This is a genomic window from Streptomyces sp. NPDC046805 (assembly GCF_040645355.1).
Classification (GTDB): domain Bacteria; phylum Actinomycetota; class Actinomycetes; order Streptomycetales; family Streptomycetaceae; genus Streptomyces.
The window spans coordinates 245,403-268,885 of the sequence record NZ_JBEYYC010000004.1; the positions used below are offsets into that span (position 1 = coordinate 245,403).

A 23,483-nucleotide genomic window follows, 5' to 3' on the forward strand; every position below is an offset into this window, starting at 1 on the left:
GGTCATGTGATCACCGACTACATTGTTGCCACTGCCATCATTGTTGTCATTGACATCATTGTTGCCGATGACTACATTCTGGGTCATGAATATGCAGCAGAAGAAGTGGAACGTAAGCGACATCCCTGACCAGAGCGGCCGTACGGCCGTCGTCACCGGGGCGAACAGCGGGCTCGGCATCGCCACCGTCGACGCGCTGGCCCGCGCGGGCGCGCATGTGGTGCTCGCCGTCCGGGACCCCCGGCGCGGGGAGGCCGCCGCGGCCACGGTGCGGGGACGGGGGAGCGTCGAGGTGCGTCGCCTGGACCTGGCCGACCTCGCCTCCGTGCGCGAGTTCGCCGCCGGCTGGCAGGGCGACCTGGACCTGCTGATCAACAACGCCGGCGTCATGAACATCCCCGAGGCCGCCACCAAGGACGGCTTCGAGATGCAGTTCGGCACCAACCATCTGGGGCACTTCGCCCTGACCAACCTGCTGCTGCCGCACATCACCGACCGCGTCGTGACCGTATCGTCGGGCGCGCACAAGATGCCGGGCAGCCCGCACATCCACTTCGACAACCTGAACCTGACCGGCGAGTACGCCCCCATCACCGCGTACAGCCAGTCCAAGCTGGCCAACCTGTTGTTCACCCTGGAGTTGCAGCGTCGCCTCGCCGCCGCGGGCTCCCCCGTGCGCGCTCTGGCCGCCCACCCCGGATGGGCCGCCACCAACCTCCAGAGTCATGACGGCAGTGCCCTTCGCCGCGCGTTCATGCGCGTGGGCAACCGCATCATCGCCCAGGACAACAAGGCGGGTGCCCTGCCCACCCTGTACGCCGCGGTGGAGGATCTCCCGGGCGCGAGCTACGCCGGCCCTGACGGCTTCGGCGAGATGCGCGGCGGCCCGACGCTGGTCGGCCGCTCGGCCGCGGCCAGCGACCCCGCATCGGCGCGCCGCCTGTGGACGGCCTCCGAGGAACTGACCGGCGTCACGTTCCCCGAACCGGCTGTGTCCGTACGGGGTCAGTAGGCAAGCTCTAGTAGCCGCGCCGCCTTGAACTCCTCGCGTATCTTGCGAGGCAGGGTGACGGTGAGTTCGTCCATCAACTGGAGCGGCGGGGCCGGGCACCCGGCCTGGCTGCCGGCCTGCTCGATCGAGACGGGGTTCAGGCCCTCACCCACCATGGCCACGGCCTCGTCCAGGAAGGTGCCGATCACCCGGCCGTTGAAGAAGCCACGACTGTCGTTGACGACGGCCGAGGCCGCGGCGCCCTGTTGCACGTTCTTCTGCGGTGGCAGGGCGAATCCGGTCGTTTCGATGAAGTCGGCCAGCTGCTGCCGGCCCCGGGCGTATCGGATGTCTGGGGCAGGAGCAGGATTCCCCTGAGGCCGTCGGCCGAGGGCCCGACCGCGTGCAGCTCAGTCGCCGCTCGCGCTCGGAACCCGGGCGGTCGGTGTATCAGGGGGGTGCGTAGGCCCGTCCCCGGCATGGGTATGGCGGGTCCCACCAGACGCCGGTCAGCTACTGACAGGAATCCACTTGGCGGCGCCACCCGCCTGCTCGACCCGGTCGAACACGCCGTTTGTGAAGTGCCCGGCGGCGATCACGGTGTCCGGCCGCCGGAGCATGCTGCTGCGCACCGCTTGGGCCTGCTCCGGATTGACGTCCGAGGGGAAGGCACAGGTCGAGTCGGCGATTTCCCCCGGAGCGTGGAAGGTGTCTCACGCGATGAACACCGATTCGGCACTGGTGCCCGACGGGTCACGCACGACGACCACCAGGTGTCCGGGGGTGTGCCCGGAGGTGTCCTCCACGGTGACGCCGCGACGGTGTCGCCGTTGCCGATGAACTCGACGACGCCGTCAAGTGGCTTGAGCGTGGTCTCGGCGTCCGGGCCGCCCAGCTCGCCTGTCGCCTCAGTGGTCCAGTACCGCCATTCTTCTTCCGCCATCAGATGCCGTGCCCGGGCGAAGGTGGGGCCGCTCGGCGTCTCCGTCGTGGGGGCGTTGGGCACCGGCGCGACATCGCTGGTCCGCCGATGTGATCGAGGTGCAGATGCGTGTACACCGCGGTGTCGATGTCGATGTCGTCGGGGGACAGTCCCTCCGCGGTGAGGCGCTGCGGGAGCCGACCTCCCTTCACGTGAGCAAGGCCGGGAAGATCCGAACGCGAGGATGAGCCGGCCGTCTTCGAGAGAGCCAGGGTGGGCCGCCCAGTCCACTCCCGGCATCATAGGTAGGTGATCGACGTTTCGCCGACGGTGATGCGCTCGGCCGTTCGGGGCATCGCAACGTCCTTCATGGATGGTCTCAGCCGTTCAGCATGCCCATGAACTCGGGTGCGTAGCGGTCGCCGGAGACCGCGCCGTGCGGGGCCACCGCCTCGGTCGCGGCGATGTCCTCCGAGGTGAGCGTCACCTCGGTCGCGGCGACGTTCTCCTCCAGGTAGCGGCGGCGCTTGGTGCCCGGGATGGGCACCGCGCCCTGGTGCAGCACCCAGGCAAGCGCCAACTGCGAAGGGGTGACGCCCTTGTCGGCCGCGATGCGGCGGACCTCACGAACCACATCCAGGTTGCGGTCGAAGTTCTCGCCCTGGAACCGGGGGTCGGTGCGGCGCCAGTCGTCCTCGGCGAAGTCGTCCGGAGAGGTGATCGCACCGGAGAGGAAGCCGCGGCCCAGCGGGGAGTAGGCGACCAGGCCGATCCCCAGCTCCCGCAGCGTGTCGAACACCCCGTCGTGCTCGATCCCGCGCTCGAACAGCGAGTACTCGGTCTGGACCGCGGTGAGCGGGTGGACGGCGTGCGCACGCCGGATCGTCCGCGCCGAAGCCTCGCAGACGCCGATGTGACGCACCTTGCCCTCGGCGACCAGCTCGGCCAGCGCCCCGACGCTCTCCTCGATCGGCACATTGGGGTCGATGCGGTGCAGGTAGTACAGGTCGACGTGGTCGGTGCCCAAGTGGCGCAGCGAGCGCTCCAGGGCCCGGCGCAGATACTCGGGCCGGCTGTTGAGGCCGACCAGCTGCCCGTCGTCGGTGATCTCGACACCGGTCTTGGTGGCGAGCACGGCGGCATCCCGGCGCCCTGCCAGCGCCTTGCCGAGCAGCTGCTCGTTGACGAACGGGCCGTAGCCCTCGGCGGTGTCCAGAAGGGTGACGCCGAGCTGCAGCGCCCGGTCGATGGTGGCCAGCGACTCGGCCTCGTCGGTGGCGCCGTAGAGGGCGCTCATCCCCATGCAGCCAAGCCCTTCAAGGCCGACGGTCAGGCCCTGGCTGCCCAGTGCGCGATGTTCCATGACGGACTCCCTAGCCAAAACTAACCGGATAGATACATAGCATAGACCAAGGTCCGGCGGGGTCAATAACTAGATAGTTACTTGTTAGCGTGGCCTGCATGCCACGCGATTCCAGCGCCACCAAGGCCCGGCTACTCGACGCCGCCTTCACCGAGTTCGCCGCCCACGGCATCGCAGGCGCCCGAGTGGACCGGATCGCCGAGATCGCCAGGGCCAACAAGCGGTTTATCTACGTCTACTTCGGCAGCAAGGAGCAACTCTTCGACGCGGTCCTGCAACGAGCGATGGCGGAAGGCGAGTCGGTGCCGTTCGCCGTCGAGGACCTGCCCGGATACGCCGGCGCGATCTTCGACCACCTCGTCGCCCGCCCGGACCTCATCCGCCTACGCCTATGGAGACTCCTGGAACGCCCCTCCGCCACCGGACTCGAACCGGACGCGTTCCACCACAAGACCGCCGAGATCGCCGCCGCCCAGCAGCGCGGCGGCCTCACCCCGGAGATGAACCCGGCCGACCTCCTGGCCATGGTCCTCGCTGCCGCGCAGGCCTGGTTCCTGGCCTCCGAAGGCACCAACGCAGAGGAAGGGAGCCAGTCCTGGCAGGCCGAACGCCTGACGCAGCACCGCTCGGCAGTCGTCGAGGCAACCCGCCGGATCATCACACCGAAGAACTCCGAGGGGTAGCAGCCCACGGGGCGCACGTCCGAGCCCTGAAAGGCGGCCGGCAGCGCCGGGGGGCTCCGCGCCGGTGCGCGTGCCGCGTGTGAAATGTCAGGCGGTTCTCACCGGCTGGGCTGGGCAGGTGGGCGGCGCGACAACATCCGAAGCAGAGATCGCGGCCGAGTTGATGAAGGCGATGACCCGGCTGCGTACCGAATCGGCGCCTGACGAAATGCCATAGACCTGGTCACAGCTCGACACCCTGGCCCCCATCACCAGGGAAGGCCCGACCACGGCAAGCGCACTAGCAGCGGTGGAGCACGTACGCCGCCAGTCGATAGCCGAGACACTCTCGGCCCTGCGAGTCGGCGGACTGATGACGTTCGGCGAGGACCCAGCGAGCGGCGCAAGACGCTCGTCCGCGCGACCGCCGAGGGACGGGCACTGGTTCAACCGATGTCGGCGGCCCGCGAGCCCTGGCTCGAAGCAGCGCTCGAAACCCAGCTCCGGGCGGACGAGCGCAAGACCCTGCTGAAGGCCACCGCACTCATGAACCGGCTGGCCGGCAGCGTCTCATGACGCACGGGCCCAGCAGGCGGATGCCGCCTGCTGGGCGGGTAGCGGCGCCCGGAGTGTCAGACGCTCTTGCTCAGCTCGTGCAGGTCGTCGGTCTCGATGACGTGAGCCTACTGCGGTAAGACCGTCTCGGTGAGCACGCGGTGCACCTCGGGGTCCGGGTCTGCTGTGGCGTCCTTGAGGACGTAGAGCGCATAGTCCTCGTCGGCCGCCTAGCGCAGGGAGGTGGGGACCACTCCCCCGGTGGACAGGCCGGCCAGGACGAGGGTGTGGATGCCCCGCTCGCGGAGGAGGACGCGCAGGTCAGTGGCGCTGACGGAGGCCCTGATCCGCCTCTTGCGGACGGTGATGTCCTGCTCGCGCACCTCGAACGAGTCGTGGAGCCCCGCCTCGGGGCTTCCGTCCGCGAGGAAACCGTTCGCAGCGATCGGGGCGAAGCCGATGTTCCGGGACGGCACAGCGGCGAAGTCCTCCGCACTGAAGGCGGCCCGGACGTACGCCACCTGAACGTCGTGAGAACGGGCCCAGGACAGCGCCGCGTGCGCGCGCTTGAGCGCCTCCTCCGATCCGGGAACGGCAGCCAGAGGAGAAGCCGGGACGAGGGTGAACGGTGCACCTGGCCGTCAGGGCTTGACGAGCAGTTGCGTTTGCACTTGAGTCCCGCAGTGACGGCAGTAGTGCTCCTCGAGCCAGACACCCTGTTCGCCGCCACTTCGGTCTCGCGCCTTGACGCCGTGGTCGGCAAGCCGCGCTGCCGCGGGCCGCGATACCGCGACGGTCTCGGCCGTCCATCCGGGTGACGTGCCGAGCGACGATCGACATGCCGGGCACCGCCACTCTCCGTCGTCGTCGACCGTGGGGATCGCGTCGGCGGCGCTGGTGATCTCCGCGACCACCTCTCGCGTCGGGCTGACGGCAGGTTCGGCGTCGGCGAGGCGGGCGCGACGGATCGCGGTGCGCTGCGCGTCGGTCGCGGCAGCGTCCCAGCCCTCGGCGCCCCGGTCGACCACGACGCCGTACAGCGATCGCGCCAGCTCGGGGCTGACGTAGGAGTCCCTGACGTCGGCGACCACCTGCGACGCGGGCCGCAGGAGCGGGTCTCCCATGCCGCCACCGCCGGCGATCCAGCAATGCAGCACGTCCCCGGCGCGGAGGGCGACGCCTTGCGCGTTGACCGGTAGCTGTTCGACGGTCGCGGCCTCGATCGTCGCGTTGTCCGGTGCGACGCGCTCAGAAAGCAACCGGTCGAGGTTCGTGTCACGCAGGACCGCGAAGCCGCTCCCCCCGCCGGGGCATCCGCCGGCGAACCCCCACGGCGGGACGGCGGCGGTCGGGCTGAACACGGTCTCGGTGGTCTCCTCGGCTCCCCAGAGCGTCCAGGCGAAGTCGAGGCCCATCCCACCGCGGCTGGTGCCCGGACCGCACGAGTCGACCGCGAGTCGCTTCCATAGATAGAGGCTGGGATAGAGGAGCTCGTTCATCTCCACATCGGGAAGCATGTTGCCGACCGCGCCCATCGCTCCCCCGGCGTCGAGACCGTCGCCGACGACCTGGGCGCCGGTGCCGGTACCCCCGCCGTCCATGTTGAACCACACGAAGAACTCACCGGTGTCGCGGCGCGTGCCGGCGGTGATCCCACCGGTCCACGAGTCGCCCCACTCCCCTTGCACGCGCCGTGACACCTGGAGGTTGCCGCTGCGCACACAGGCCTGGCTCAGCAGCCGGGTGACCAGCCGGGTGGCGCGCACGCCTGTCGTCAGATGACCGTTGCTCACCGGCGCCGGAACGTCCGGGTTCACCACGGTCCCCCTCGGCGCCGTGACGTCGAAGGCGCGCATCACGCCCTCGTTGAAGGGGACATCCCAGCCCAAAAGGGCGACCGCAGCCGTGGCGACGCTGCCGACGAGTGCGCCGAAGCTGCAGTTGACGAAGCCGTCGGTTTGCGGGCTCGAGCCGGCGAAGTCGAACGCGATGGAGTCACCCGAGACCGTCATGGTGCAGGCCACCTTGATCAGGCCGTCGTCGTGGCCGTTCCCCTCGACCCACTCCTCGCTGTGGAACGTCCCGTCGGGGATCTCCCGGATGCGCTGACGCAGCACCTCCTCGGCCAGCTCGAAGCTGAGCGCCGTGTAGTTGCGGAACTCGTCGAGTCCGAATTCTTCGATGGTGGCCTGCAGCCGTCGGATCCCGGTGTTGTTGCTGGCGACCATGCTCCGGATGTCGTTCCAGTGAAGGACGGGAACGCGGACGTTGTTGGCGATGAGTCGTCGCATCGCGTCGACCGGCTCGCCGCGGTCGAAGATCTTCATCCCGGGCGGGAGCCGTAGCGCCTCGGCGTAGCAGTCACGGGCAGCGGGCGCGAACCCGCCCGGGGTCATCCCGCCGACGTCGACCAGGTGCGCCTGGGATTGGGCGAAGCCGACCAGCGTGCCGCCGAAGAAGATCGGCGAGATGACGGTCGTGTCCGGTGGATGGCTCGAGCCGGCCGTGTGGGGGTCGTTGCTGATGAACGCGTCTCCGGGATGCATCTCCTCCGTCGGAATCGCTTCCAGCAGGCTCCTGACCGCGACCCCACCGGAGCCGATGTGCAACTGGACCGCGTCGGAGTAGGAGAAGAATCGCCCCTGGTGGTCGAAGAGTGCGGTGTTGTAGTCCCGCGCCTCCGTGATCACCGGCGATCCGGAGGAGCGGATCATAGCGATGCCCATCTCCTCGACGATGTTGTCCAGCCTCATCCGGATCACCTCGAGGGTGATCGGGTCGAAGTCGGCGCGAAGATCACTTCTGGTCATGCTGCGTCTCTCCCTGACTTCTGCTGGTTCACCGGGCGGCGGCGTGATCGAGTGCGATGAGGAGGTCCCCTGTATGCGAGAGTTCCGCCTCGGCACCCGCCGGCAGGTAGACGGTGGTGTCCGGCTCCTCAAGAAGGCAGGGCCCCGAAACTGGCTGCCCGGGCGTGATGCCGCGGTGGACGTCGACGACACGATGCCGCCCTGTCGCCGGATCGACGATTCGCCGTTGGTAGCTCTCCGACGAGGTAACTCCGCCGTCACGGCTGCCCGCCACTCGAGGCAGTGCCTCTGACCTGCCGACCGCGCGGACCCGGGCGTTGATCAAGGCGATCGGGCTCTCCGACCACGCGGTTCCAGCTCCGAACTCGGCCTCGTAGTCGCGGATGAACCGCTCCCTGATCTGCCGCTTTGCCGGCTCGCCGATGGGCCCCTGGGGCAGCGTGGTCGTGACCTCGAAGATCTGGCCGACGAACTTCATGTCGGCTTCGCGGACCAACTGCCGGTCCCTGGCTGGAATCGACTCACGCTCGAACCAGCTGGTCGCACCGGCCTCAAGTTCGACGAAGGTGTCTTCGAGGTCCGCGGCCGGCGAGTCGAAGTCCCACGGGCTGGTGCGGACCTGGGTGTAGACCGCGTCGGCATGCATCAGACCCCAGGCCGAGAACACCGCAGCGTTGGCAGGCACCAGGATCTCGCTGATGCCGACCTCGCTCGCCACGGCGGCCGCGAAGAGTCCCATCGCCCCGCCGAAGTTCATCATCGTGAACTCGCGCGGATCGTAGCCGCGGTTGATCGTGATCTTCCGGACAGCGTTGGCCATTTGCTGGACCGTCAGCCGGTACATGCCGTTGGCGACCGTCTCCGGGGCCATGTCGAGTCGGCGACCGAGGCGCTCCGTCATCGCGGACCGTGCACCGTCGACGTCTAGCTTCAGCCCGCCGCCAAGGTAGTAGTCAGGGTTGATCAATCCCATGACCAAGGTGGCGTCGGTGATCGTCGGCTGGGTACCCCCGAGGCCGTAGCAAACCGGGCCCGGGCGTGATCCGGCGCTGTGCGGTCCTACTCGGAGCATGCCACGCTCGTCGACCCAGCCCAGGCTGCCGCCGCCGGCGCCGATGGTCTCGATGTCGACGGCGGTGAGGCTAGTGGGGAATTGGGCGATCTGCGCCCGGGTGACGGTGCGGAGCTTTCCGTCGACGATCGCTGCGGCGTCCAGGCTGGTGCCGCCCATGTCTGCGGTCAGGACCCGGGAACGGCTGATCGATTCGCCGAGCAGCCGGGCGCCCGCAACGCCGCCGACGGGGCCGGAGTTGAACATGTTGATGGGTGCCTTGAGCGTGTCCTCCACCGAGAGGAAGCCGCCGTGTACCTGCATGATCTGCGGCCGAACCCGGAGGCCTGCTGCTGCAAGTCGCTCTTCGAGCTTCGCGAAGTGGTCCAGCACAAGCGGCTTGACCGCGGCGTCGAGCACGGTGGTGACAGTTCGCTCGTACTCCCGGTACACGGGAGCCACGTCGGAGGAGAGCGTGAACCGCAGTCGCGGATACGTCGACGCGATCAGGTCCCTTATCAGGCGCTCGTGGTCGGGATTGCGGAAGGACCAGAGCAGGCAGACGGCGATCGCCTCGACGTCGTCCTCCTCGACCAGCCGCCGCAGCGTGGCACGCACGGCGTCAGGATCGAGAGGAACGACGACCCTGCCCCGTGAGTCCACGCGCTCCCGCGCCTCCACTATGTGTCGACGGTCGAGCAGCGAGGGGTGGGGACGGTGATCGTGCGGGTCCCGGCTCTCTCCCCGCGCGGAGCGCGAGATCCGCAGCGTGTCCTTGAACCCCGCAGTGGTGATCAGTCCCACCTTCGCGAACCGGAGCTCGTCCACAGCGTTCGTCACGATCGTGTTGCCGAGCACGAAGCGCTCGATACCGGGGAGGAACTGCTGTTCGTCGAGCGCCAGCTCGCGGCGCAGCGCGGCGAGTGCGTCCAGGATGCCACTCGTGATGTCCTGCGTCGACAGCGCCTTGCCCCTCACCGTCGTTCCATCAATGATGGCGACGGCGTCGGTGAAGGTGCCACCGACGTCGACCCCGACGTGCATCGTCATGTCCACTCCTTTGGTGTGCTAGCGATCCACGGCGGCCGGCTGCGCGAACGTCAGGCGTCGACCGCGACGTAGACCGACTTGGTCTCCAGGTAGGGATCGAGGCCGTCCGGTCCGAGCTCGCGGCCCCACCCGGACTGTTTGAAGCCGCCGGTCGGCATCGCGACGTCCGGCGAGGCATGCACGTTGACCCCGATACGGCCCGCCCTGATCTGCGCGGCCACTCGGTGGGCACGATCAATGTCGGCGGTCCAGACGCTCCCGGCGAGGCCGTAGTCAGTGTCGTTGGCCATCGCGACCGCCTGCGACTCCTCGGCGAAGGGCATCACCGCAACGACCGGTCCAAATATCTCCTCTCGGACCAGCGACATCGTCGGGTCCACCCCCTTGACGACCGTCGGACGGTAGAAGAACCCCGCCCCCGCCGGCGCCGTTCCGCCGGTGACAACCTCCGCCCCATCCCGGATCCCCTGCTCCACATAGCCGCTCACCCGCTCGCGCTGGCGACGCGAGATGAGCGGTCCGATCTGAGCCTGTTCGTCCGTCCTGTACCCCAGGCGGACGGCGTCGGCCGCGCGCACGAGCCCTTCGACGACTTCGTCGATCACCGACTCGTGCACGAGGAGCCGCGAGCCGGCAGTACAGATCTGGCCGGCGTTGCTGAAGATGGCCGCAGCGGCACCCGGGATCGCACTCGACAGGTCGGCGTCCTCGAACACCACCACCGGTGACTTCCCTCCCAGTTCGAGGGTGAGCTTCTTCAAGTTGCCCTGAGCGGCCTGGAGGAGAGAGCGGCCGACCTCTGTCGACCCTGTGAACGAGACCTTGTCGACGTCGAGGTGTGCGGCGATGGCTGCGCCGGTGACATGTCCCACGCCCGTGACGACGTTGACGACACCGGGCGGCACACCGGCTTCCAGGCAGATCTCCGCCAGCCGGATCGCGGTCAGCGGCGTCTCCTCCGCCGGCTTCACGACTGTGGAGCAACCGGCTGCGAGAGCTGGAGCGAGCTTCCAAGACAACGACAGCAGAGGCCCGTTCCAGGGGACGATGACGCCGGCGACGCCCACCGGCTCGCGGCGCGTGTAGGCATGAAATCGGCGTGTGCCCGGCGACGTGAGCTCGACCGCCCGCCCCTCGATGCGCTCGATCGCGCCCGCGTAATAGCGAAAGGTCCTGGCAATTCCAGGGAACACGTGGGCCTTCGCGAAGGCCAGCGGCATGCCCTGGTTCCTCGTCTCGAGCTCCGCGAGCTCCGCGACATTCTGCTCGATCAGCTCCGCGATCCGCCAGAGCACCTGGGATCGCCTATCGGCGCTCCAGCCTCGCCAACGCTGGTCGTCGAAGGATGCTCGAGCCGCACGGACCGCGTCGTCGACATCTCGGTCGGACGCCTGGGGGACCTGGGCGAACGACTCGTCGAGTCCCGGATCGACGACGTCGATCCACTCGCCCGATGAGGCGCCGCGATGACCGTCGCCGACGATCATCTGCCACCTGTCTCGTACCGGTTTGACGGAGGGCTGGACATGCTCGCGCTCTGACATGGCCGAGACGATAAGGACAAACTTGTCTGTTGACAAGCATGTGAACGGATGTAACGGTCTTGTTTCGCAGACGGCGGCGGCATGCCCGCTGCATCAATCCTTATCGAGCACGAGCCGGAGGACTGGCAATGCAGATCACGGCAGCGGTTTCGATGGAACGAGATCCCCATGGCGAGCTGGTCCTGCAGGAGCTGGAGCTGGAGGCGCCGCGCGCGGACGAGATCATGGTCCGGCTGGTCGCAACGGGCATCTGCGGGTCGGACCTGCACGGCCGCGGCTCATTTCACCCACGCCCGATCGTCCTCGGCCACGAGGGGGCCGGCGTCGTCGTCGAGGTCGGGTCGAGCGTGACGAAGGTCGAGGTCGGCGACCATGCGCTGCTGAACTACATCGCCTGCGGGAAGTGCCCCACCTGCGTGAGCGGCATCCCCAAGCTCTGCCCCCACAACGCGGTCCTCAATCACAGCGGCGCCCGAGCCGACGGCACTACGGGACTCTCGCGGGACGACCAGGTCGTCTACGGGCAGTTCTTCGGCCAGTCGAGCTTCGCCACGCACTGCCTAGCCAACGAGCAGCAGGCAACCGTCCTCGACCCATCGCTCGACCTGACTCTCGCTCCCGCCTTCGCGTGCGGGGTGCAGACCGGCGCCGGGACGGTCGCGAACGGACTCCGGCCACGGGTTGGTGACTCGATCGTCGTGATCGGCGCCGGAGCCGTCGGCATGTCAGCCATCATGATGGCGCACCTTCTCGGCTGCGCAACCATCATCGCCGTCGACGTCGCCCCCCAGCGCCTCGCCCTCGCCAGCGAGCTCGGGGCGACCCACACCGTGGACTCGCGCGAGACCGACAACCTAGCGGAGGCGGTCAGGGCGATCGTGCCGGGCGGCGTCCAGTTCGCCATCGACGCCGCCGGAAGGACCGACCTCACCGAGACCGCAGTCGCGTGCCTGGCCAAGGGCGGCTTCTGTGCCGTCCTCGGACTGGACATGGGCGGGGGCTCCTTTTCCCTACCGCACTACCAGTTCGCGATGACCGGCGTCCGCGTCGGCGGCTTCCCTGGCGGCCTGGTCGTACCCGACGAGTTCATACCGCGTTTGACCACCCTCCACGCCCAAGGCCGGTTCCCGGTCGACAGGCTCGTGCAGACCTTCGACTTCGCCGACATCGGCGCCGCGGTCACCGCGGCCGAGTCCGGTGCGGCGATCAAACCAGTCCTCGTCTTCTAAGGGCTCGCAGAGAATCAGCATGCTGATTTGATGTCCGCGGGGCTGCTGTTTGCGAGGAACGCGGTGACGTCAGCGGGGGTGCGGAACCTGGCTGTTGAGGGCGGGATCGTGTAGCCGTGCTCGGCGAGGAGGGGCTGGACTTGGTGGACGGCCCTGGTGAGGGTGCTTCCTTTCGGTGACTCCGAAGAGCTGGGCGAGCAGATCTGTGGTGCCGAGTTTGCGCAGGTAGAGCACGGTGGCCAGGACTCTGTCTGAGGTGGTCAGCTTGCCCTTGGCCCCTGCACCGCGAGCACGGATGCGTTCGCCTCCTCGCTGCTGGAGCCGTCCTTGCTCACGCAACTCGTCCAAGTCCACACCCAGTTGGTTGACGAGTTCGTCCAGCGCAGGTTCGGGCATGCCGGTCAGCTCCGGGTCGCGCAGATTCCTCGTGCATGGGTGCGGGGACGGGCCGTCGGCTGACCGGGGGTTATGGGCTGCGTTGCTGGTGTCACGGGGGTGAGGGTGGAGACCCCCAAGCTCATCCGCCTCGCCGACTCGTTGCCGTGGCACGCGAACGGCAAACTGCTCATGCGCCTCATCGCCGGGTGGTTCACTGCCGACACCGCCAGCGCCGGAGTCGGGCTCTCGTCCGTCTGGGACCGAGCGCCCGCCTGCGGTGCGGACGAGTCGGTATGTGAACAGTTGCTCCATCTCTCCTGCGTACGGTTCCAGCCCTTCCTCATGATCTGCCGGTTTCCGCCGCATCATCGGCGATCGGTCTCACAACCAGACGCGTCGGAGCGCACGATCTCCTGGTTGCTGCGGTTCAAGCGCACGGGGCTGCACGACGACCGCACCAGATCCACGTCCTCGATCCCGGCCGGGACGACCAGGATGAGCGCTCCGGCGTCAGCGGTCGGTAAAGCGGACAAGTATGTGCTGCTGCTTGACACAGGCTGCAGAGCTTTCCATGCTGACTGGTGGCACGCTGTGCCGTTGAGTGGATCTTGTGCTCGTCGAGGAGGATGAGATGACCGCTGCGCCCGAGACCGTCGGGGCCGTCCCCGCCGAACTGCGGTTTCGCGACATCCCGGCCGATGTGACCGACGCGGCCGTGGACAGCCTGCTCGACACCGTGGCGGTCGGCGTCGCGGGCGCGAACGAGGAGGTCGTGCGACTGGTGAGCGCCGCGGCGGAGGAATCCGGCGACTGTCTGACCTTCGACGGCCGGTCGCGGGGCGCTCGCGCCGCGGCCCTGGTCAACGGGACGGCCGCGCACGCCCTCGACTTCGACGACTGGCTTCCCGCCGCAGGTGTGCACCCGTCGGCGCCGCTGCTGCCGGCAGTCCTCGCCGCCGCTGACCTTGCGGTCGCCGCAGGCGCGGAGGTGGACGGCGGGCGGCTGCTGGCCGCCTTCGTCGCGGGCTTCGAGACTCAGGCCCGGATCGGCGCCGCGGTCGCGCCACACCACTACGCGGCCGGACACCATCCCACGGCCACGATCGGTGTGTTCGGCGCGGCCGCCGGGGCGGCCCACCTGCTCGGGCTGCCACCGTCCCGAGTGGACGTGGCGTTATCGATCGCCGCGACGAGCGCCGCGGGACTGCGGGCGATGTTCGGGACGATGACGAAACCCCTGCACGCAGGGCGCGCCGCCGAGACGGGCCTCCTCGCCGCTCGGCTCGCCGCGCAAGGCTTCACGGCGGCTGCCGACGCAGTCACGGGGCCGCGCGGGTTCGCCGAGGCCCTCGGGATCGACGTCGACCGGGAGCTGCTGGCGATGCCCCTGGAGGAACGCTGGTTCCTACGGGAGGTGCAGTTCAAGCGGCACGCATCCTGCTTCGGCACGCACGCCGCCGTCGATGCGGCGCTGGGCCTGCGGGACACGGTTCGCGACGCGGAGGTCGAGCAGATCGAGCTCACGGTGTCCGACGTGCTCGCGTCGGTGTGCGCGATCCCGGTCCCGCAGACGCCGCTGGAGGGCAAGTTCAGCCTCGCCTTCACCGTCGCGCTGGCCCTGCTGCGGGGGCGGTGCGGGATCCGGGACTTCACCCCCGACTCGGTGGTCGAGCCGCGCCTGCGCACCCTCGCCGCCCGGGTCCGGCTGCGGTACGACCCGACCGTCCCCGCCCAGCGCGCGAGCATCCGGATCCACCTCGCAGACGGTCGGGTGCTCACCGCGGCGGCCGACTCGGCGGTCCTGCCGTCCCCCGCGGTGCGGGCGGAGGTCGTCCGGCGCAAGTTCGACGAGATCGTGGGGCCGGTGTGCGGTCCCGACCGGTCCGCGGCGCTGCGGGCCGTACTCATCGACCTGCCCGCGGGGCGCTCGGATCACCGGGCACTCCGCCGGGCGCTGTCCCTCCACAAGGAGGGAGATCAGGAATGAAGCTGTCCTTCGAGGGCCGCACCGTGGTCGTCACCGGCGCAGCGGGGGGATTCGGCTCGGCCACCGCGCGCACGTTCGCCGAGGCCCCGGCGAACGTCATGGTCTCTGACATCGACGAGCGGTGCGCGAAGGAGGTCGCCGCCGGGCTGCCCTCGGCGATCGCCGTGCGGACCGACGCCACCGCCCCCGGAGCTACGGAGCGCCTCGTGACGTCGGCCGAGGAACGGTTCGGTGGGCTGCACATGATGGTGAACAACGCCGGGCTGCCGCACCGGCAGGCTCAAGGGGGTGTGTCTCGACGTGGACGGGGGCCAGTCGATCCGGTAGGCGTTCAGGCGCCGAGCTCGTCGCTGATCGCCCGGGCGGCGTCCCGGACCCAGGCACCCCACTCCGGCACCCGCGTCGGCTCGAACCGCATGTCCGGCATTGAGATGGCCACCGTTGCCACAGGTCTGCCGGACGCTTCGGCGACGGCCGCCCCGATCGCGCAGACGTTGGCCCGGTTCTCCGAGATGTTGACCGCGTACCCCCTGTCGCGCGCCTCGAGGACCTGGTGCATGAGGTGCCGAGGGTCGACGCTCGTGTTGGGCATGACCTTGTCGAGCGGGCGGGCGAGGATCCGCTCGACCTCCTCGTCGGGCAGCAGGGAGAGGAACGCCTTGCCGCTCGCGCTGGTGTGCAGCGCGGTCGATGCGCCGATCGGGTTGAAGGTGCGGACCGGGTACACCGAGTCGATCCGGTCGATGAGGACGAGACGGAGGTCGCCGTCGGGTACCGACAGGTGGATGGTCTCACCGGTGCGCTCGCCCAGCGCGGCGATGTGGGGCTGGGCGACCTCGCGCAGGTTGCGCGAGGGCGCGCCCTGCCGGGCCAGCGCCAGCATCCGGGGACTGAGCCGCCACCGGGTGACCGGGTCGGTAGTCATCTGCGCCCAGCCCTCCTGGTGCAGCGTGCGCAGCAGGCGCTGCACGGTCGACTTCGGCAGGTCGATGAGCCGGGATAGCTCGCCGACGCCGACGGACCCCTCGTGGTCAGCCATCGCCTCCAGGACGCGGAGGCCGCGGACCAGGGTCTGGGTCCCCGCATGGGTGGGGGCGGGCGGCGTGTCGGAGGCACCCGTCAGGGCCGGGTCCGTGGAGGTCATCGGGGCACGCTCCTCGTGCGGTGGGGGCGGCGGCCACAGACGGAATGTACCACTGAGTGGCACGACTCAGCTCTCCGGTCAAGGTTCACCCCTTGACACGCGTTCCGTCTTTTCAGAACACTCCGCCTGACTACTAATCGGCACATCGTGCCATCTAATGATACGAACGAAGGGGTGGCGATGGTGTCATCAGATCCCGCGAGCTGGCCGGTGGTCCCGCGCGGCACCGCGTTCGAGGACCACGTCCTTGGCCAACGGTTCGAGCACCACTGGGGTCGGACGGTGCACGCGTCGGACAACATCGTGTTCAGCACGCAGACCCTGGCGTTCAACCCGGTTCACTTCAATCGGGAGGCGGCCGCCGCGGCGGGTCATCCGGACGAGGTAGTCAACCCGCTGCTCGTGTTCGCCATCGTGTTCGGTCTCAGCGTCGAGGACCTCAGTGAGGCCGGCGGCCTGTTCCTCGGCGCCAAGGGCATCCGATACCTGCGCGAGGTGTACCCAGGCGAGACGTTGTACGCGTCGAGCACCGTGGTGGATGCCCGTTCGTCGGGGTCCCGGCCGGACGTCGGCATCGTCACCTGGCACACCGTCGGCCGGACCGGGTCGGGCGAGACGGTCATCGAGTTCCACCGCACCAACCTCGTGCGCAAGTGCTCCACGGATGCGACGCGGGCCGCGGTGCCCGACGGTTTCGCCGAGGACTTCACCGTCGGGGCACGCTTCCGCCACGCCCGCACCCGGACCATCACCGACCTGGACCTCAACGGCCTGACCCTGGCGGTCATGAACACCGCGCCGGGCCACTTCAGCGACCAGGAGATGGCCGACACCCCGTTCGGCGAGCGGATCAACTTCGGCGGCCTGACGCTGTCGCTGACCATCGGCCTGGCCACGCAGGACACGACCGGCCAGGCGGTGCGGGAGATCGGTCTCGACGACATCGAGTTCGCGGTGCCGGTCAAGCGCGGCGACACCATCGGCGCCGCGACCGAGGTGCTCGCCGTAGAACCGCAGGGCGAGCACGCCGACGTGACGTTCCGCCACCTCGGGATCAACCAGCGCGGCGAGATCGTCTGCCGGGCCACCCGCACCGTGCGCGTCCGAACCCGTGCGGCCACACAGACCCCGGCGGATGACGCGCCCGCCACCCCGATCGGAAGGTGAACCACCCCGTGACCTCCATCCGCCCCGCCCGTCCCCGACGCTCCTGCCTCGCCGTGCCGGGCAGCAGCGCGAAGATGCTGAAGAAGGCGCAGACGCTGCCAGCCGATCAGGTCTTCCTGGACCTCGAGGACGCCGTAGCGCCGATCGCGAAGCCCGCGGCCCGCGGCACCGTGGTCGAGGCGCTCAACCACGGCGACTGGTCCGGCAAGGTCCGGGTCGTCCGGATCAACGACGCCGACACCGAATGGGCCCACGAGGACGTGCTCCAGGTGGTCCGCGGCGCCGGACCCAACCTCGACGCCATCATGCTGCCCAAGGTCGAGCGGGTCGCCCACATCCACTGGTTGGACGTGCTCCTGACCCAGCTCGAACGCGAGCTCGGCCTGCCCGAGGGCGGCATCGGCATCGAGGCGCAGATTGAGGGCCCCGCCGGGCTCAGCGAGATCGAGGCCATCGCGACGGCCACCCCCCGCACCGAGACCCTGATCTTCGGGCCCGGCGACTTCATGGCGGCGATGAAGATGCCCGCGCTCACCATCGGTGCCCCCGGCGCCAACGGGTACGACCCGTTCGACACGGTGCTGATGACCATCACGATGACCGCCCGCAAGCACGGCCTGCAGGCCATCGACGGGCCCTTCGCCCTGATCAAGGACCACGAGGGCTACCGGGCCTCCGCCGAACGCGCCGCCGCCTACGGCTACGACGGCAAGTGGGTGCTGCACCCGGGGCAGATCGACATCGCCAACGACGTGTTCGCACCCAGCCAGGCCGACTACGACAAGGCCGAGCTGATCATCGAGGCCTACGCCCACTACACCTCCGAGGCTGGCGGCAGCCTCGGCGCCGCGATGCTGGGCGAGGAGATGATCGACGAAGCCAGCCGCAAGCTCGCCCTGGTCACCGCGGAGCGGGGCCGACTGCTCGACATGAAGCGCACCACCGTCTTCGAACCCGGTCGGTGAGGGGCGCGGGTGGACCGACACGTCTACGACCGCGATCACGATGCGTTCCACGAGGTCGTCCGCGAGGCCCCCCCCACCGTGAGGAGTGGGAACGCACCGGACTTGTCTCGCCCTCGGCCTCGACGGCCGTAGGCGCCCAAGGCCTGATCGGGGTGGATGCGCCGGAACACCTCGGCTGATGGCCTCGAACTCACCGGCGATGACGTGCTCGGCACCGTGGGTGGCGGTTTCGGGCACCTGATGGAGCGGCTGTCCCGCGAGCGCCTGTCGGGCGTACGCCGACGCGCGTATCCAACCGATCTGTGGCGGGACGAACGAGATCACGAAAGAGATCATCGGCCGCGATCTTGTGCGCTGAACGCGCACCGAGCCCGGATCTGCCGTTCGACGAGGAGCGAGACCCATGATGACCAAGTTCGACCACTGGATCGGTGGTCGCAGCGTGCCTGCCGTGGAGGGCGGGCGCTTCACCACACACAGTCCCGCGGACGGGGCCGAGATCGCCGAGATCGCCGCAGGCACCCGTGCGGACGTCGATCGGGCCGTCGCGGCGGCGGTCGCGGCGGCATCGGCCTGGCGCAGGCAGAAGCCGATCGAGCGGGGCAGGCTGCTGCAGAAGCTCGCAGCAGCGGTGCTCGCCCACGCCGAGGAGCTGGCCGTGCTCGAGTCGGGGGAGACCGGTAAACCGCTCGCCCAAGCCAGAATGGAGGCGGCCGGGTCGGCGGGGTACTTCGAGTTCTACGGGGGACTGGTCAACGTCGGCCACGGCGAGGTGATCGACCTCGGGCCCGCGCACCACTGCTTCACCCGTCGCGAGCCGTTCGGGGTGGTCGGGGTCATCACGCCGTGGAACGCGCCGATGAACCAGGCCGCCCGCGGGGTGGCGCCCGCGCTGGCCGCGGGCAACGTGGTGGTGCTCAAGCCGTCGGAGTTCACCTCGGCGAGCAGCCTGGTGCTGGCCCGCCTCGCCTCCGAGGTCGGCTTCCCGGCGGGGGTGCTCAACGTCGTGACCGGGGACGGGAAGGGCACGGGCACAGCGCTCGTCGAGCACCCGGACGTCCGCAAGATCGCCTTCACCGGCTCGGTGCGTGCGGGCCGTGAAATCGGCCGGATCGCCGCGGACCGGATCATCCCGCTGACTCTCGAACTTGGCGGCAAGTCCGCCAACATCGTCTTCGCCGACGCGGACCTTGACCGGGCCGTGGCAGGCTCGCTGTCGGCGTTCTCGCTCAACGTCGGCCAGGTCTGCTCGGCGGGCACCCGGCTGCTGGTGCACCGCTCCATCCACGACGAGTTCGTCGACCGGCTCGTCTCCGCGAGCCGGGCACTCACCGTAGGCGACACCCTCGGCCCGCTGACCACCGCGGCGCAGTACGAGAAGGTGCTCGAGTACTTCGGCGTCGCCCGAGAGGACGGCGCGAAGGCCAGAGCGGGCGGCGAGGCCCTGCCCGACGCCGAGCGCGGCGGGGGCTACTTCGTGCCACCCACGATCTACACCGAGGTGGACAACTCGATGCGGATCGCGCGCGAGGAGGTCTTCGGGCCCGTCGTCGCAGTGATCCCGTTCGAGGACGAGGACGAGGCCGTCGCCATTGCCAACGACAGCGACTACGGCTTGGCGTCCGGGATGTGGACCCAGGACGTGTCCCGGGCGCTGCGGGTCGCCGACCTGCTCGAGGCGGGCCAGGTGTACGTCAACACGTGGCTCGCCGGCGGCATCGAGACCCCCTTCGGAGGCTACAAGCAGAGCGGCTACGGCCGGGAGAAGGGTGTGGAGGCGTTGCACCATTACACGCAGGTCAAGTGTGTGACGGTGGCCCTGTGAGCCGGCTGCTGACGCCAGCGCAGGAGAAGCTCCGCGACGAGGCGCGTGAGTTCACCGCGACCGAGCTGCTGCCGGTGGCGAACGAGCTCGACCCCCAGCACGCCGACATCCCGTGGTCGACCATCGACCGGATGGCCGAGCTCGGCTACTTCGGCATCATGATCGACAAGGAGCACGGAGGGCTCGGCCTGGGCATGACCGAGTACTGCCTGGTGACCGAGGAGCTCGCCCGAGGCTGGATGAGCGCGGCGAGCGTAATCGCGCGGGCCAACGGCACGGGATCGGCGCTCGCGGACCCCGATCGGCGCGCGGAAATCCTGCGCAAGCAGGCGGCCGGACAGTGGATCTCGGCCGGCGCGTTCAGCGAACCGGAAGCAGGATCCGACGTGGCCGCCGTGTCCTGCCGCGCGGAGCGCCACGGTGACGTGTACGTGCTCAACGGGGCGAAGCGCTGGTGCGGCTGGGCGCTGGCCTCCGACGCCATCCTCATCCTCGCCAGAACCGCTCCGGGCCGCCGTGAAGGTCTCGACGTCTTCCTGGTGGAGAAGGCTCGGGGCGAGTTCCCGAAGGGCATCACCGGTACCCCGATCCCGAAGATCGGCTATCACGGCATCACCTCATGGGCGCTGCAGATCACCGACCTCGAGGTCCCGGCTGCGAACTTGCAGGTCGGCCCGCACGGCAAGACGGGATCCGGGTTCGAGATGTTCGCGAATCTGATCAACTGGGGCCGCCTGCACACCGCGGCCCGCGCCACGGGCGCGGCCAGGGCGGCGCTGGAGGACGCGACCGCCTACGCGAAGCAGCGCGTCCAGTTCGGCAAGCCGATCTCCTCGTTCCAGGGCATCAAGTTCCGCCTCGCCGACATGGCCACCCAGGTCGCCGCCTCTCGGGCCTTCTACCTCGACGCCGCAGCCCGCTTCGACGCCGGGCTGGACTGCCGGCAGGACTGCTCGATGGCCAAGCTGTTCGCCAGCGAGGCCGCCGAGAAGGTCGCCAGCTCGGCCATGCAGGTGCTCGGCGGCAACGGCTACACCACCGAGTACGCCGTGGAGCGGCACTGGCGCGACGCCCGACTCACTCAGATCTTCGAGGGCACCTCGGAGATCCAGCGCACCATCATCGCCCAGCACCTGCTGCGCGATGCCTGACGACCCTGACCGGAGGCATGTCGATGACCGCCGTACCCCTCGATCTGGCTGCGTTCGAGACCGAGCTCCGCAGTGATCCTGAGTTCGTCCTGCATTCCCGCTACCTCACCACGGTGCTCCGTGTGGTGATCGGACAGACCCAGAGCTTCCGCATCGTCGTCCGCTCCGGTGCCGTCGTGGAGATCGACCCGGGAGTCACACCGTTCGACTCCTACGACATCCAGCTGGCCGGCACCGAAGAACAGTGGGAAGCACTGCTTGCGCCGATCCCGGCCCCCTTCTACCAGGACTTCTACCCCGCGATGCTGCACCACGACTTCCGCATCGAGGGAGACATGGAGACGATCATGGCCTACTACCCGGCGGTCCGGCGGCTGGGAGACATCTTCCGCACCGTGGCGAACGCGGGGGTGGCGGCGTGAGCGCGCGCATTCCCGGTGTGACGGGCCGCTACCTGTACCTGGAGGTCCAGGGCGTCGAGTACCGCGTCTACTTCGAGGAGGCGGGGACCGGCGTCCCGGTGGTCCTCCAGCACACCGCGGGCTGTGACAGCCGGCAGTGGCGGCACGTCCTCGAGGACCCGGACTTCACCTCCCGATACCGGCTCATCGCACCGGACCTGCCCTTCCACGGACGCTCGCTGCCTCCGGAGTCGCAGGAGTGGTGGACCGAGGAGTACCAGCTCCACCAGGCCTTCATCCTCGCCTTCCACGTTGCCCTCGTGCAGGCGCTGGAGCTGGAGGCCCCTGTGTACGCCGGTTGCTCGATGGGCGGGCACCTCGCGCCCGACCTCGCTCTGCACCACCCGGGCCTGTACCGGGCCGTGATCGGGCTGGAGGCCGCGCTGCACACCCACGGCGTGGAGCGGATTCTGCCGTGGCTCTATCACCCGAGGATCAACAACGACTCCAAGCCCGCTCTGATGCACACCCTCTGCGCACCGCAGAGCCCCGAGCGGTACAAGCGAGAGACCACCTGGGTCTACAGCCAGGGGGCGCCGGCGGTGTTCAAGGGTGACCTCAACTACTACGTGGTCGAACACGACCTGACCGAGACCGCCCAGAAGATCGACACCGCGCAGACCGCGTTGCACGTGCTCAACGGCGAGTACGACTGGTCCGGGTTTCCCGCGGCAGGCGAGGAGCTCGCCGCGGCGGTCGACGGGGCGACCTTCACGCTCATGGAGGGTGTCGGTCACTTCCCGATGTCGGAGAACCCCGAGGCGTTCAAGTCCTACTTCCTCCCGCTGCTCGAGCGGGTGACCTCGGGATGACCGGCGGGCCCCTGGCCGGGGTCCGTGTCGTCGACCTGACCCATGCCCTCGCCGGTCCCTACACCACGATGCTGCTCGCCGACCTCGGTGCGGATGTGTTGAAGGTGGAGCCGCCCGGCGGCGACATGGCACGGCGCGCGGGCCCGACCCCTCCGGGCAGCGACCCGGCGGCCTACGGCGGCTACTTCCAGAGCATCAACCGTGGCAAGCGCAGCGTCGTCCTGGATCTCAAGACGGACGAAGGCGCTGCGGCGCTGCGGGCGCTCGCCGCGGACGCGGACGTGGTGGTGGAGAACTTCACGGCGGGCGTCATGGACCGGCTCGGGCTGTCCTACGAGGAGCTGAGCGAGGTCAACCCGCGCCTCGTGTACGCCACCGTGCGAGGCTTCGGGGACACCCGCTCCGGAGGCAGTCCGTACCTGCAGTGGCCCGCGTTCGACCTGGTGGTGCAGGCGATGGCCGGGCTCATGGGGATCACCGGCACCGAGGACGGGCGGCCGATCAAGGTCGGGCCGGGGGTCGGGGACATCTTCCCGGGGACCATGCTCGCGCTGGGCATCACCGCAGCCCTGTTCGAGACCCGGGGGAGCGGCCGCGGCCAGTTCGTGGACGTCGCGATGTACGACGCGATCCTCGCGCTGTGTGAGCGGATCGTCTACCAGCACTCCTACACCGGCGCCGTTCCCGGGCAGGAGGGCAACCGGCACCCGCTCCTCAGCCCGTTCGACATCCTGCCCGCCGCTGACGGATGGATCGCCATCGCAGCGCCCAACAACGGCCGGTGGCGGCGGCTGTGTGAGCTCATCGACCGGCTCGACCTGCGGGACGATCCCGCTTTCGTCACCAACGAGCTGCGGGTCGCCCGACGCGGCGAGGTCTTCGAGGCGCTGGCTGCATGGACGTCGGGACGGACCAAGGCGGAGATCCTCGACCGGCTGGGCGGGCAGGTCCCGGTCGGGGCGGTGCGCGACATCGCGGAGATCGTCGCGGACCCACATGTCGCGGCGCGGGAGATGCTTGTCGAGCTCGGCCACCCGGGTACCGGGAAGCGGTTCCATGTTGCCGGGCAGCCGCTGAAGTTCTCCCGCACCCCCGCCCGCCCGCGACGCCGGGCCCCACTACTCGACGAGGACGGCCCCGGTGTCCGTGCCGAGGCGGCGGGGCGGGCAGCAAGCCAGTCGGAGGCACGGACATGACCGAAGCAGGGCTGCGCGCCGCCCGCGCGAACGTCGACGAGATCGCCACGCTCGTCGACTCGGTTGGTCCGCAGGACTGGCAGCAACCGTCCGCCTGCGCAGGCTGGCGGGTGATCGACGTGATCACCCGCCTGGGCGCGGTCGCGACCTCGATCGTCGCGCCCATCCCGACCGACCCGCTGCCCGCGGAGCGCGAACGTCAACACGACTTCCTGTCGAC

Annotated in this window: 19 protein-coding genes and 4 pseudogenes; 14 read left to right on the forward strand and 9 right to left on the reverse strand. The window is 69.2% G+C overall.

What is annotated here, in order from left to right; translation table 11 throughout:
• The first annotated feature begins 85 nt into the window (after window positions 1–85).
• Complete coding sequence (locus ABZ910_RS07350) at window positions 86–1,012, forward strand: oxidoreductase (RefSeq protein WP_361360513.1); 927 nt, start codon at window positions 86–88, stop codon at window positions 1,010–1,012.
• A gap of 17 nt (window positions 1,013–1,029) precedes the next feature.
• Here ABZ910_RS07350 and ABZ910_RS07355 read toward each other — a convergent pair.
• The 3 genes and pseudogenes from ABZ910_RS07355 to ABZ910_RS07365 all read right to left on the reverse strand — a co-directional run.
• Window positions 1,030–1,236, reverse strand: a pseudogene (locus ABZ910_RS07355) (3-hydroxyacyl-CoA dehydrogenase family protein); the annotation flags it as partial.
• Between the two features lie 697 nt (window positions 1,237–1,933).
• A complete protein-coding gene (locus ABZ910_RS07360) occupies window positions 1,934–2,125 on the reverse strand; it encodes an MBL fold metallo-hydrolase (RefSeq protein WP_361360515.1) in 192 nt (63 codons plus the stop codon).
• Window positions 2,126–2,292: 167 nt separating this feature from the next.
• On the reverse strand, window positions 2,293–3,276 hold the full coding sequence (locus tag ABZ910_RS07365) for an aldo/keto reductase (RefSeq protein WP_361360517.1): 984 nt from the start codon (window positions 3,274–3,276) through the stop codon (window positions 2,293–2,295).
• Between the two features lie 98 nt (window positions 3,277–3,374).
• Here ABZ910_RS07365 and ABZ910_RS07370 point away from each other — a divergent pair, with 98 nt between their 5' ends.
• Entirely contained in the window at window positions 3,375–3,959 is a 585-nt protein-coding gene (locus ABZ910_RS07370) for a TetR family transcriptional regulator (protein WP_361360519.1), read from the forward strand.
• 432 nt (window positions 3,960–4,391) lie between these two features.
• Complete coding sequence (locus tag ABZ910_RS07375) at window positions 4,392–4,514, forward strand: hypothetical protein (RefSeq protein ID WP_361360521.1); 123 nt, start codon at window positions 4,392–4,394, stop codon at window positions 4,512–4,514.
• A gap of 209 nt (window positions 4,515–4,723) precedes the next feature.
• Here the strand turns inward: ABZ910_RS07375 and ABZ910_RS07380 are convergent, their stop codons facing one another.
• The 4 genes from ABZ910_RS07380 to ABZ910_RS07395 are packed head-to-tail and all read right to left on the reverse strand — an operon-like array spanning window position 4,724 to window position 10,891.
• Window positions 4,724–5,095: an isochorismatase family protein gene (locus ABZ910_RS07380; protein WP_361360623.1), complete on the reverse strand. Its 372-nt coding sequence runs from the start codon at window positions 5,093–5,095 to the stop codon at window positions 4,724–4,726.
• Between the two features lie 39 nt (window positions 5,096–5,134).
• Window positions 5,135–7,303: a hydantoinase B/oxoprolinase family protein gene (locus ABZ910_RS07385; protein WP_361360523.1), complete on the reverse strand. Its 2,169-nt coding sequence runs from the start codon at window positions 7,301–7,303 to the stop codon at window positions 5,135–5,137.
• Between the two features lie 28 nt (window positions 7,304–7,331).
• Complete coding sequence (locus ABZ910_RS07390) at window positions 7,332–9,404, reverse strand: hydantoinase/oxoprolinase family protein (RefSeq protein ID WP_361360525.1); 2,073 nt, start codon at window positions 9,402–9,404, stop codon at window positions 7,332–7,334.
• A 50-nt stretch (window positions 9,405–9,454) separates the two neighbouring features.
• Complete coding sequence (locus ABZ910_RS07395; RefSeq protein WP_361360527.1) at window positions 9,455–10,891, reverse strand: aldehyde dehydrogenase family protein; 1,437 nt, start codon at window positions 10,889–10,891, stop codon at window positions 9,455–9,457.
• A gap of 185 nt (window positions 10,892–11,076) precedes the next feature.
• Between ABZ910_RS07395 and ABZ910_RS07400 the strand changes: the two genes are divergently transcribed.
• Entirely contained in the window at window positions 11,077–12,177 is a 1,101-nt protein-coding gene (locus ABZ910_RS07400; RefSeq protein ID WP_361360529.1) for an NAD(P)-dependent alcohol dehydrogenase, read from the forward strand.
• A gap of 14 nt (window positions 12,178–12,191) precedes the next feature.
• Here the strand turns inward: ABZ910_RS07400 and ABZ910_RS07405 are convergent.
• Window positions 12,192–12,684: pseudogene (locus ABZ910_RS07405) on the reverse strand (transposase family protein); the annotation flags it as partial.
• A 502-nt stretch (window positions 12,685–13,186) separates the two neighbouring features.
• Between ABZ910_RS07405 and ABZ910_RS07410 the strand changes: the two are divergent.
• Window positions 13,187–14,542: an MmgE/PrpD family protein gene (locus ABZ910_RS07410; RefSeq protein WP_361360531.1), complete on the forward strand. Its 1,356-nt coding sequence runs from the start codon at window positions 13,187–13,189 to the stop codon at window positions 14,540–14,542.
• Window positions 14,539–14,823, forward strand: a pseudogene (locus tag ABZ910_RS07415) (SDR family NAD(P)-dependent oxidoreductase); the annotation flags it as partial. The gene ABZ910_RS07410 and the pseudogene ABZ910_RS07415, both read left to right, overlap by 4 nt.
• Window positions 14,824–14,873: 50 nt before the next feature.
• Here ABZ910_RS07415 and ABZ910_RS07420 read toward each other — a convergent pair.
• Window positions 14,874–15,686 carry an IclR family transcriptional regulator gene (locus ABZ910_RS07420; protein WP_361360533.1) on the reverse strand — a complete coding sequence of 271 codons (813 nt, stop codon included), beginning with the start codon at window positions 15,684–15,686 and terminating at the stop codon, window positions 14,874–14,876.
• A 180-nt stretch (window positions 15,687–15,866) separates the two neighbouring features.
• On the opposite strand from ABZ910_RS07420, the gene ABZ910_RS07425 reads away from it, so the two are divergent.
• The 8 genes and pseudogenes from ABZ910_RS07425 to ABZ910_RS07460 all read left to right on the forward strand — a co-directional run bounded on the left by ABZ910_RS07425 (window position 15,867) and on the right by ABZ910_RS07460 (window position 23,263).
• Window positions 15,867–16,853, forward strand: a complete 987-nt coding sequence (locus ABZ910_RS07425) for a MaoC family dehydratase (protein WP_361360535.1) — start codon at window positions 15,867–15,869, stop codon at window positions 16,851–16,853.
• An 8-nt stretch (window positions 16,854–16,861) separates the two neighbouring features.
• Complete coding sequence (locus ABZ910_RS07430; RefSeq protein WP_361360537.1) at window positions 16,862–17,818, forward strand: CoA ester lyase; 957 nt, start codon at window positions 16,862–16,864, stop codon at window positions 17,816–17,818.
• Between the two features lie 280 nt (window positions 17,819–18,098).
• A pseudogene (locus ABZ910_RS07435) lies at window positions 18,099–18,176 on the forward strand (hypothetical protein); the annotation flags it as partial.
• A 45-nt stretch (window positions 18,177–18,221) separates the two neighbouring features.
• A complete protein-coding gene (locus tag ABZ910_RS07440; RefSeq protein ID WP_361360539.1) occupies window positions 18,222–19,643 on the forward strand; it encodes an aldehyde dehydrogenase family protein in 1,422 nt (473 codons plus the stop codon).
• Complete coding sequence (locus ABZ910_RS07445) at window positions 19,640–20,794, forward strand: acyl-CoA dehydrogenase family protein (RefSeq protein ID WP_361360541.1); 1,155 nt, start codon at window positions 19,640–19,642, stop codon at window positions 20,792–20,794. The genes ABZ910_RS07440 and ABZ910_RS07445 overlap by 4 nt, the downstream gene beginning before the upstream one ends.
• A 23-nt stretch (window positions 20,795–20,817) precedes the next feature.
• Window positions 20,818–21,216: a hypothetical protein gene (locus ABZ910_RS07450; protein WP_361360543.1), complete on the forward strand. Its 399-nt coding sequence runs from the start codon at window positions 20,818–20,820 to the stop codon at window positions 21,214–21,216.
• Window positions 21,213–22,067: an alpha/beta hydrolase gene (locus tag ABZ910_RS07455; protein WP_361360545.1), complete on the forward strand. Its 855-nt coding sequence runs from the start codon at window positions 21,213–21,215 to the stop codon at window positions 22,065–22,067. The genes ABZ910_RS07450 and ABZ910_RS07455 overlap by 4 nt, the downstream gene beginning before the upstream one ends.
• Entirely contained in the window at window positions 22,064–23,263 is a 1,200-nt protein-coding gene (locus tag ABZ910_RS07460; protein ID WP_361360547.1) for a CoA transferase, read from the forward strand. Before ABZ910_RS07455 ends, ABZ910_RS07460 begins: the two co-directional genes overlap by 4 nt.
• Window positions 23,264–23,483 lie beyond the last annotated feature (220 nt).

Bases quoted from the DNA above. Each gene is read 5' to 3' on its own strand.
- ABZ910_RS07350 (WP_361360513.1), top strand. From the start codon at position 86: ATGAATATGCAGCAGAAGAAGTGGAACGTAAGCGACATCCCTGACCAG.
- ABZ910_RS07365 (WP_361360517.1), bottom strand. From the start codon at position 3,276: ATGGAACATCGCGCACTGGGCAGCCAGGGCCTGACCGTCGGCCTTGAA.
- ABZ910_RS07370 (WP_361360519.1), top strand. From the start codon at position 3,375: ATGCCACGCGATTCCAGCGCCACCAAGGCCCGGCTACTCGACGCCGCC.
- ABZ910_RS07375 (WP_361360521.1), top strand. From the start codon at position 4,392: ATGTCGGCGGCCCGCGAGCCCTGGCTCGAAGCAGCGCTCGAAACCCAG.
- ABZ910_RS07385 (WP_361360523.1), bottom strand. From the start codon at position 7,303: ATGACCAGAAGTGATCTTCGCGCCGACTTCGACCCGATCACCCTCGAG.
- ABZ910_RS07390 (WP_361360525.1), bottom strand. From the start codon at position 9,404: ATGACGATGCACGTCGGGGTCGACGTCGGTGGCACCTTCACCGACGCC.
- ABZ910_RS07395 (WP_361360527.1), bottom strand. From the start codon at position 10,891: ATGATCGTCGGCGACGGTCATCGCGGCGCCTCATCGGGCGAGTGGATC.
- ABZ910_RS07400 (WP_361360529.1), top strand. From the start codon at position 11,077: ATGCAGATCACGGCAGCGGTTTCGATGGAACGAGATCCCCATGGCGAG.
- ABZ910_RS07410 (WP_361360531.1), top strand. From the start codon at position 13,187: ATGACCGCTGCGCCCGAGACCGTCGGGGCCGTCCCCGCCGAACTGCGG.
- ABZ910_RS07420 (WP_361360533.1), bottom strand. From the start codon at position 15,686: ATGACCTCCACGGACCCGGCCCTGACGGGTGCCTCCGACACGCCGCCC.
- ABZ910_RS07425 (WP_361360535.1), top strand. From the start codon at position 15,867: ATGGTGTCATCAGATCCCGCGAGCTGGCCGGTGGTCCCGCGCGGCACC.
- ABZ910_RS07440 (WP_361360539.1), top strand. From the start codon at position 18,222: ATGATGACCAAGTTCGACCACTGGATCGGTGGTCGCAGCGTGCCTGCC.
- ABZ910_RS07450 (WP_361360543.1), top strand. From the start codon at position 20,818: ATGACCGCCGTACCCCTCGATCTGGCTGCGTTCGAGACCGAGCTCCGC.
- ABZ910_RS07460 (WP_361360547.1), top strand. From the start codon at position 22,064: ATGACCGGCGGGCCCCTGGCCGGGGTCCGTGTCGTCGACCTGACCCAT.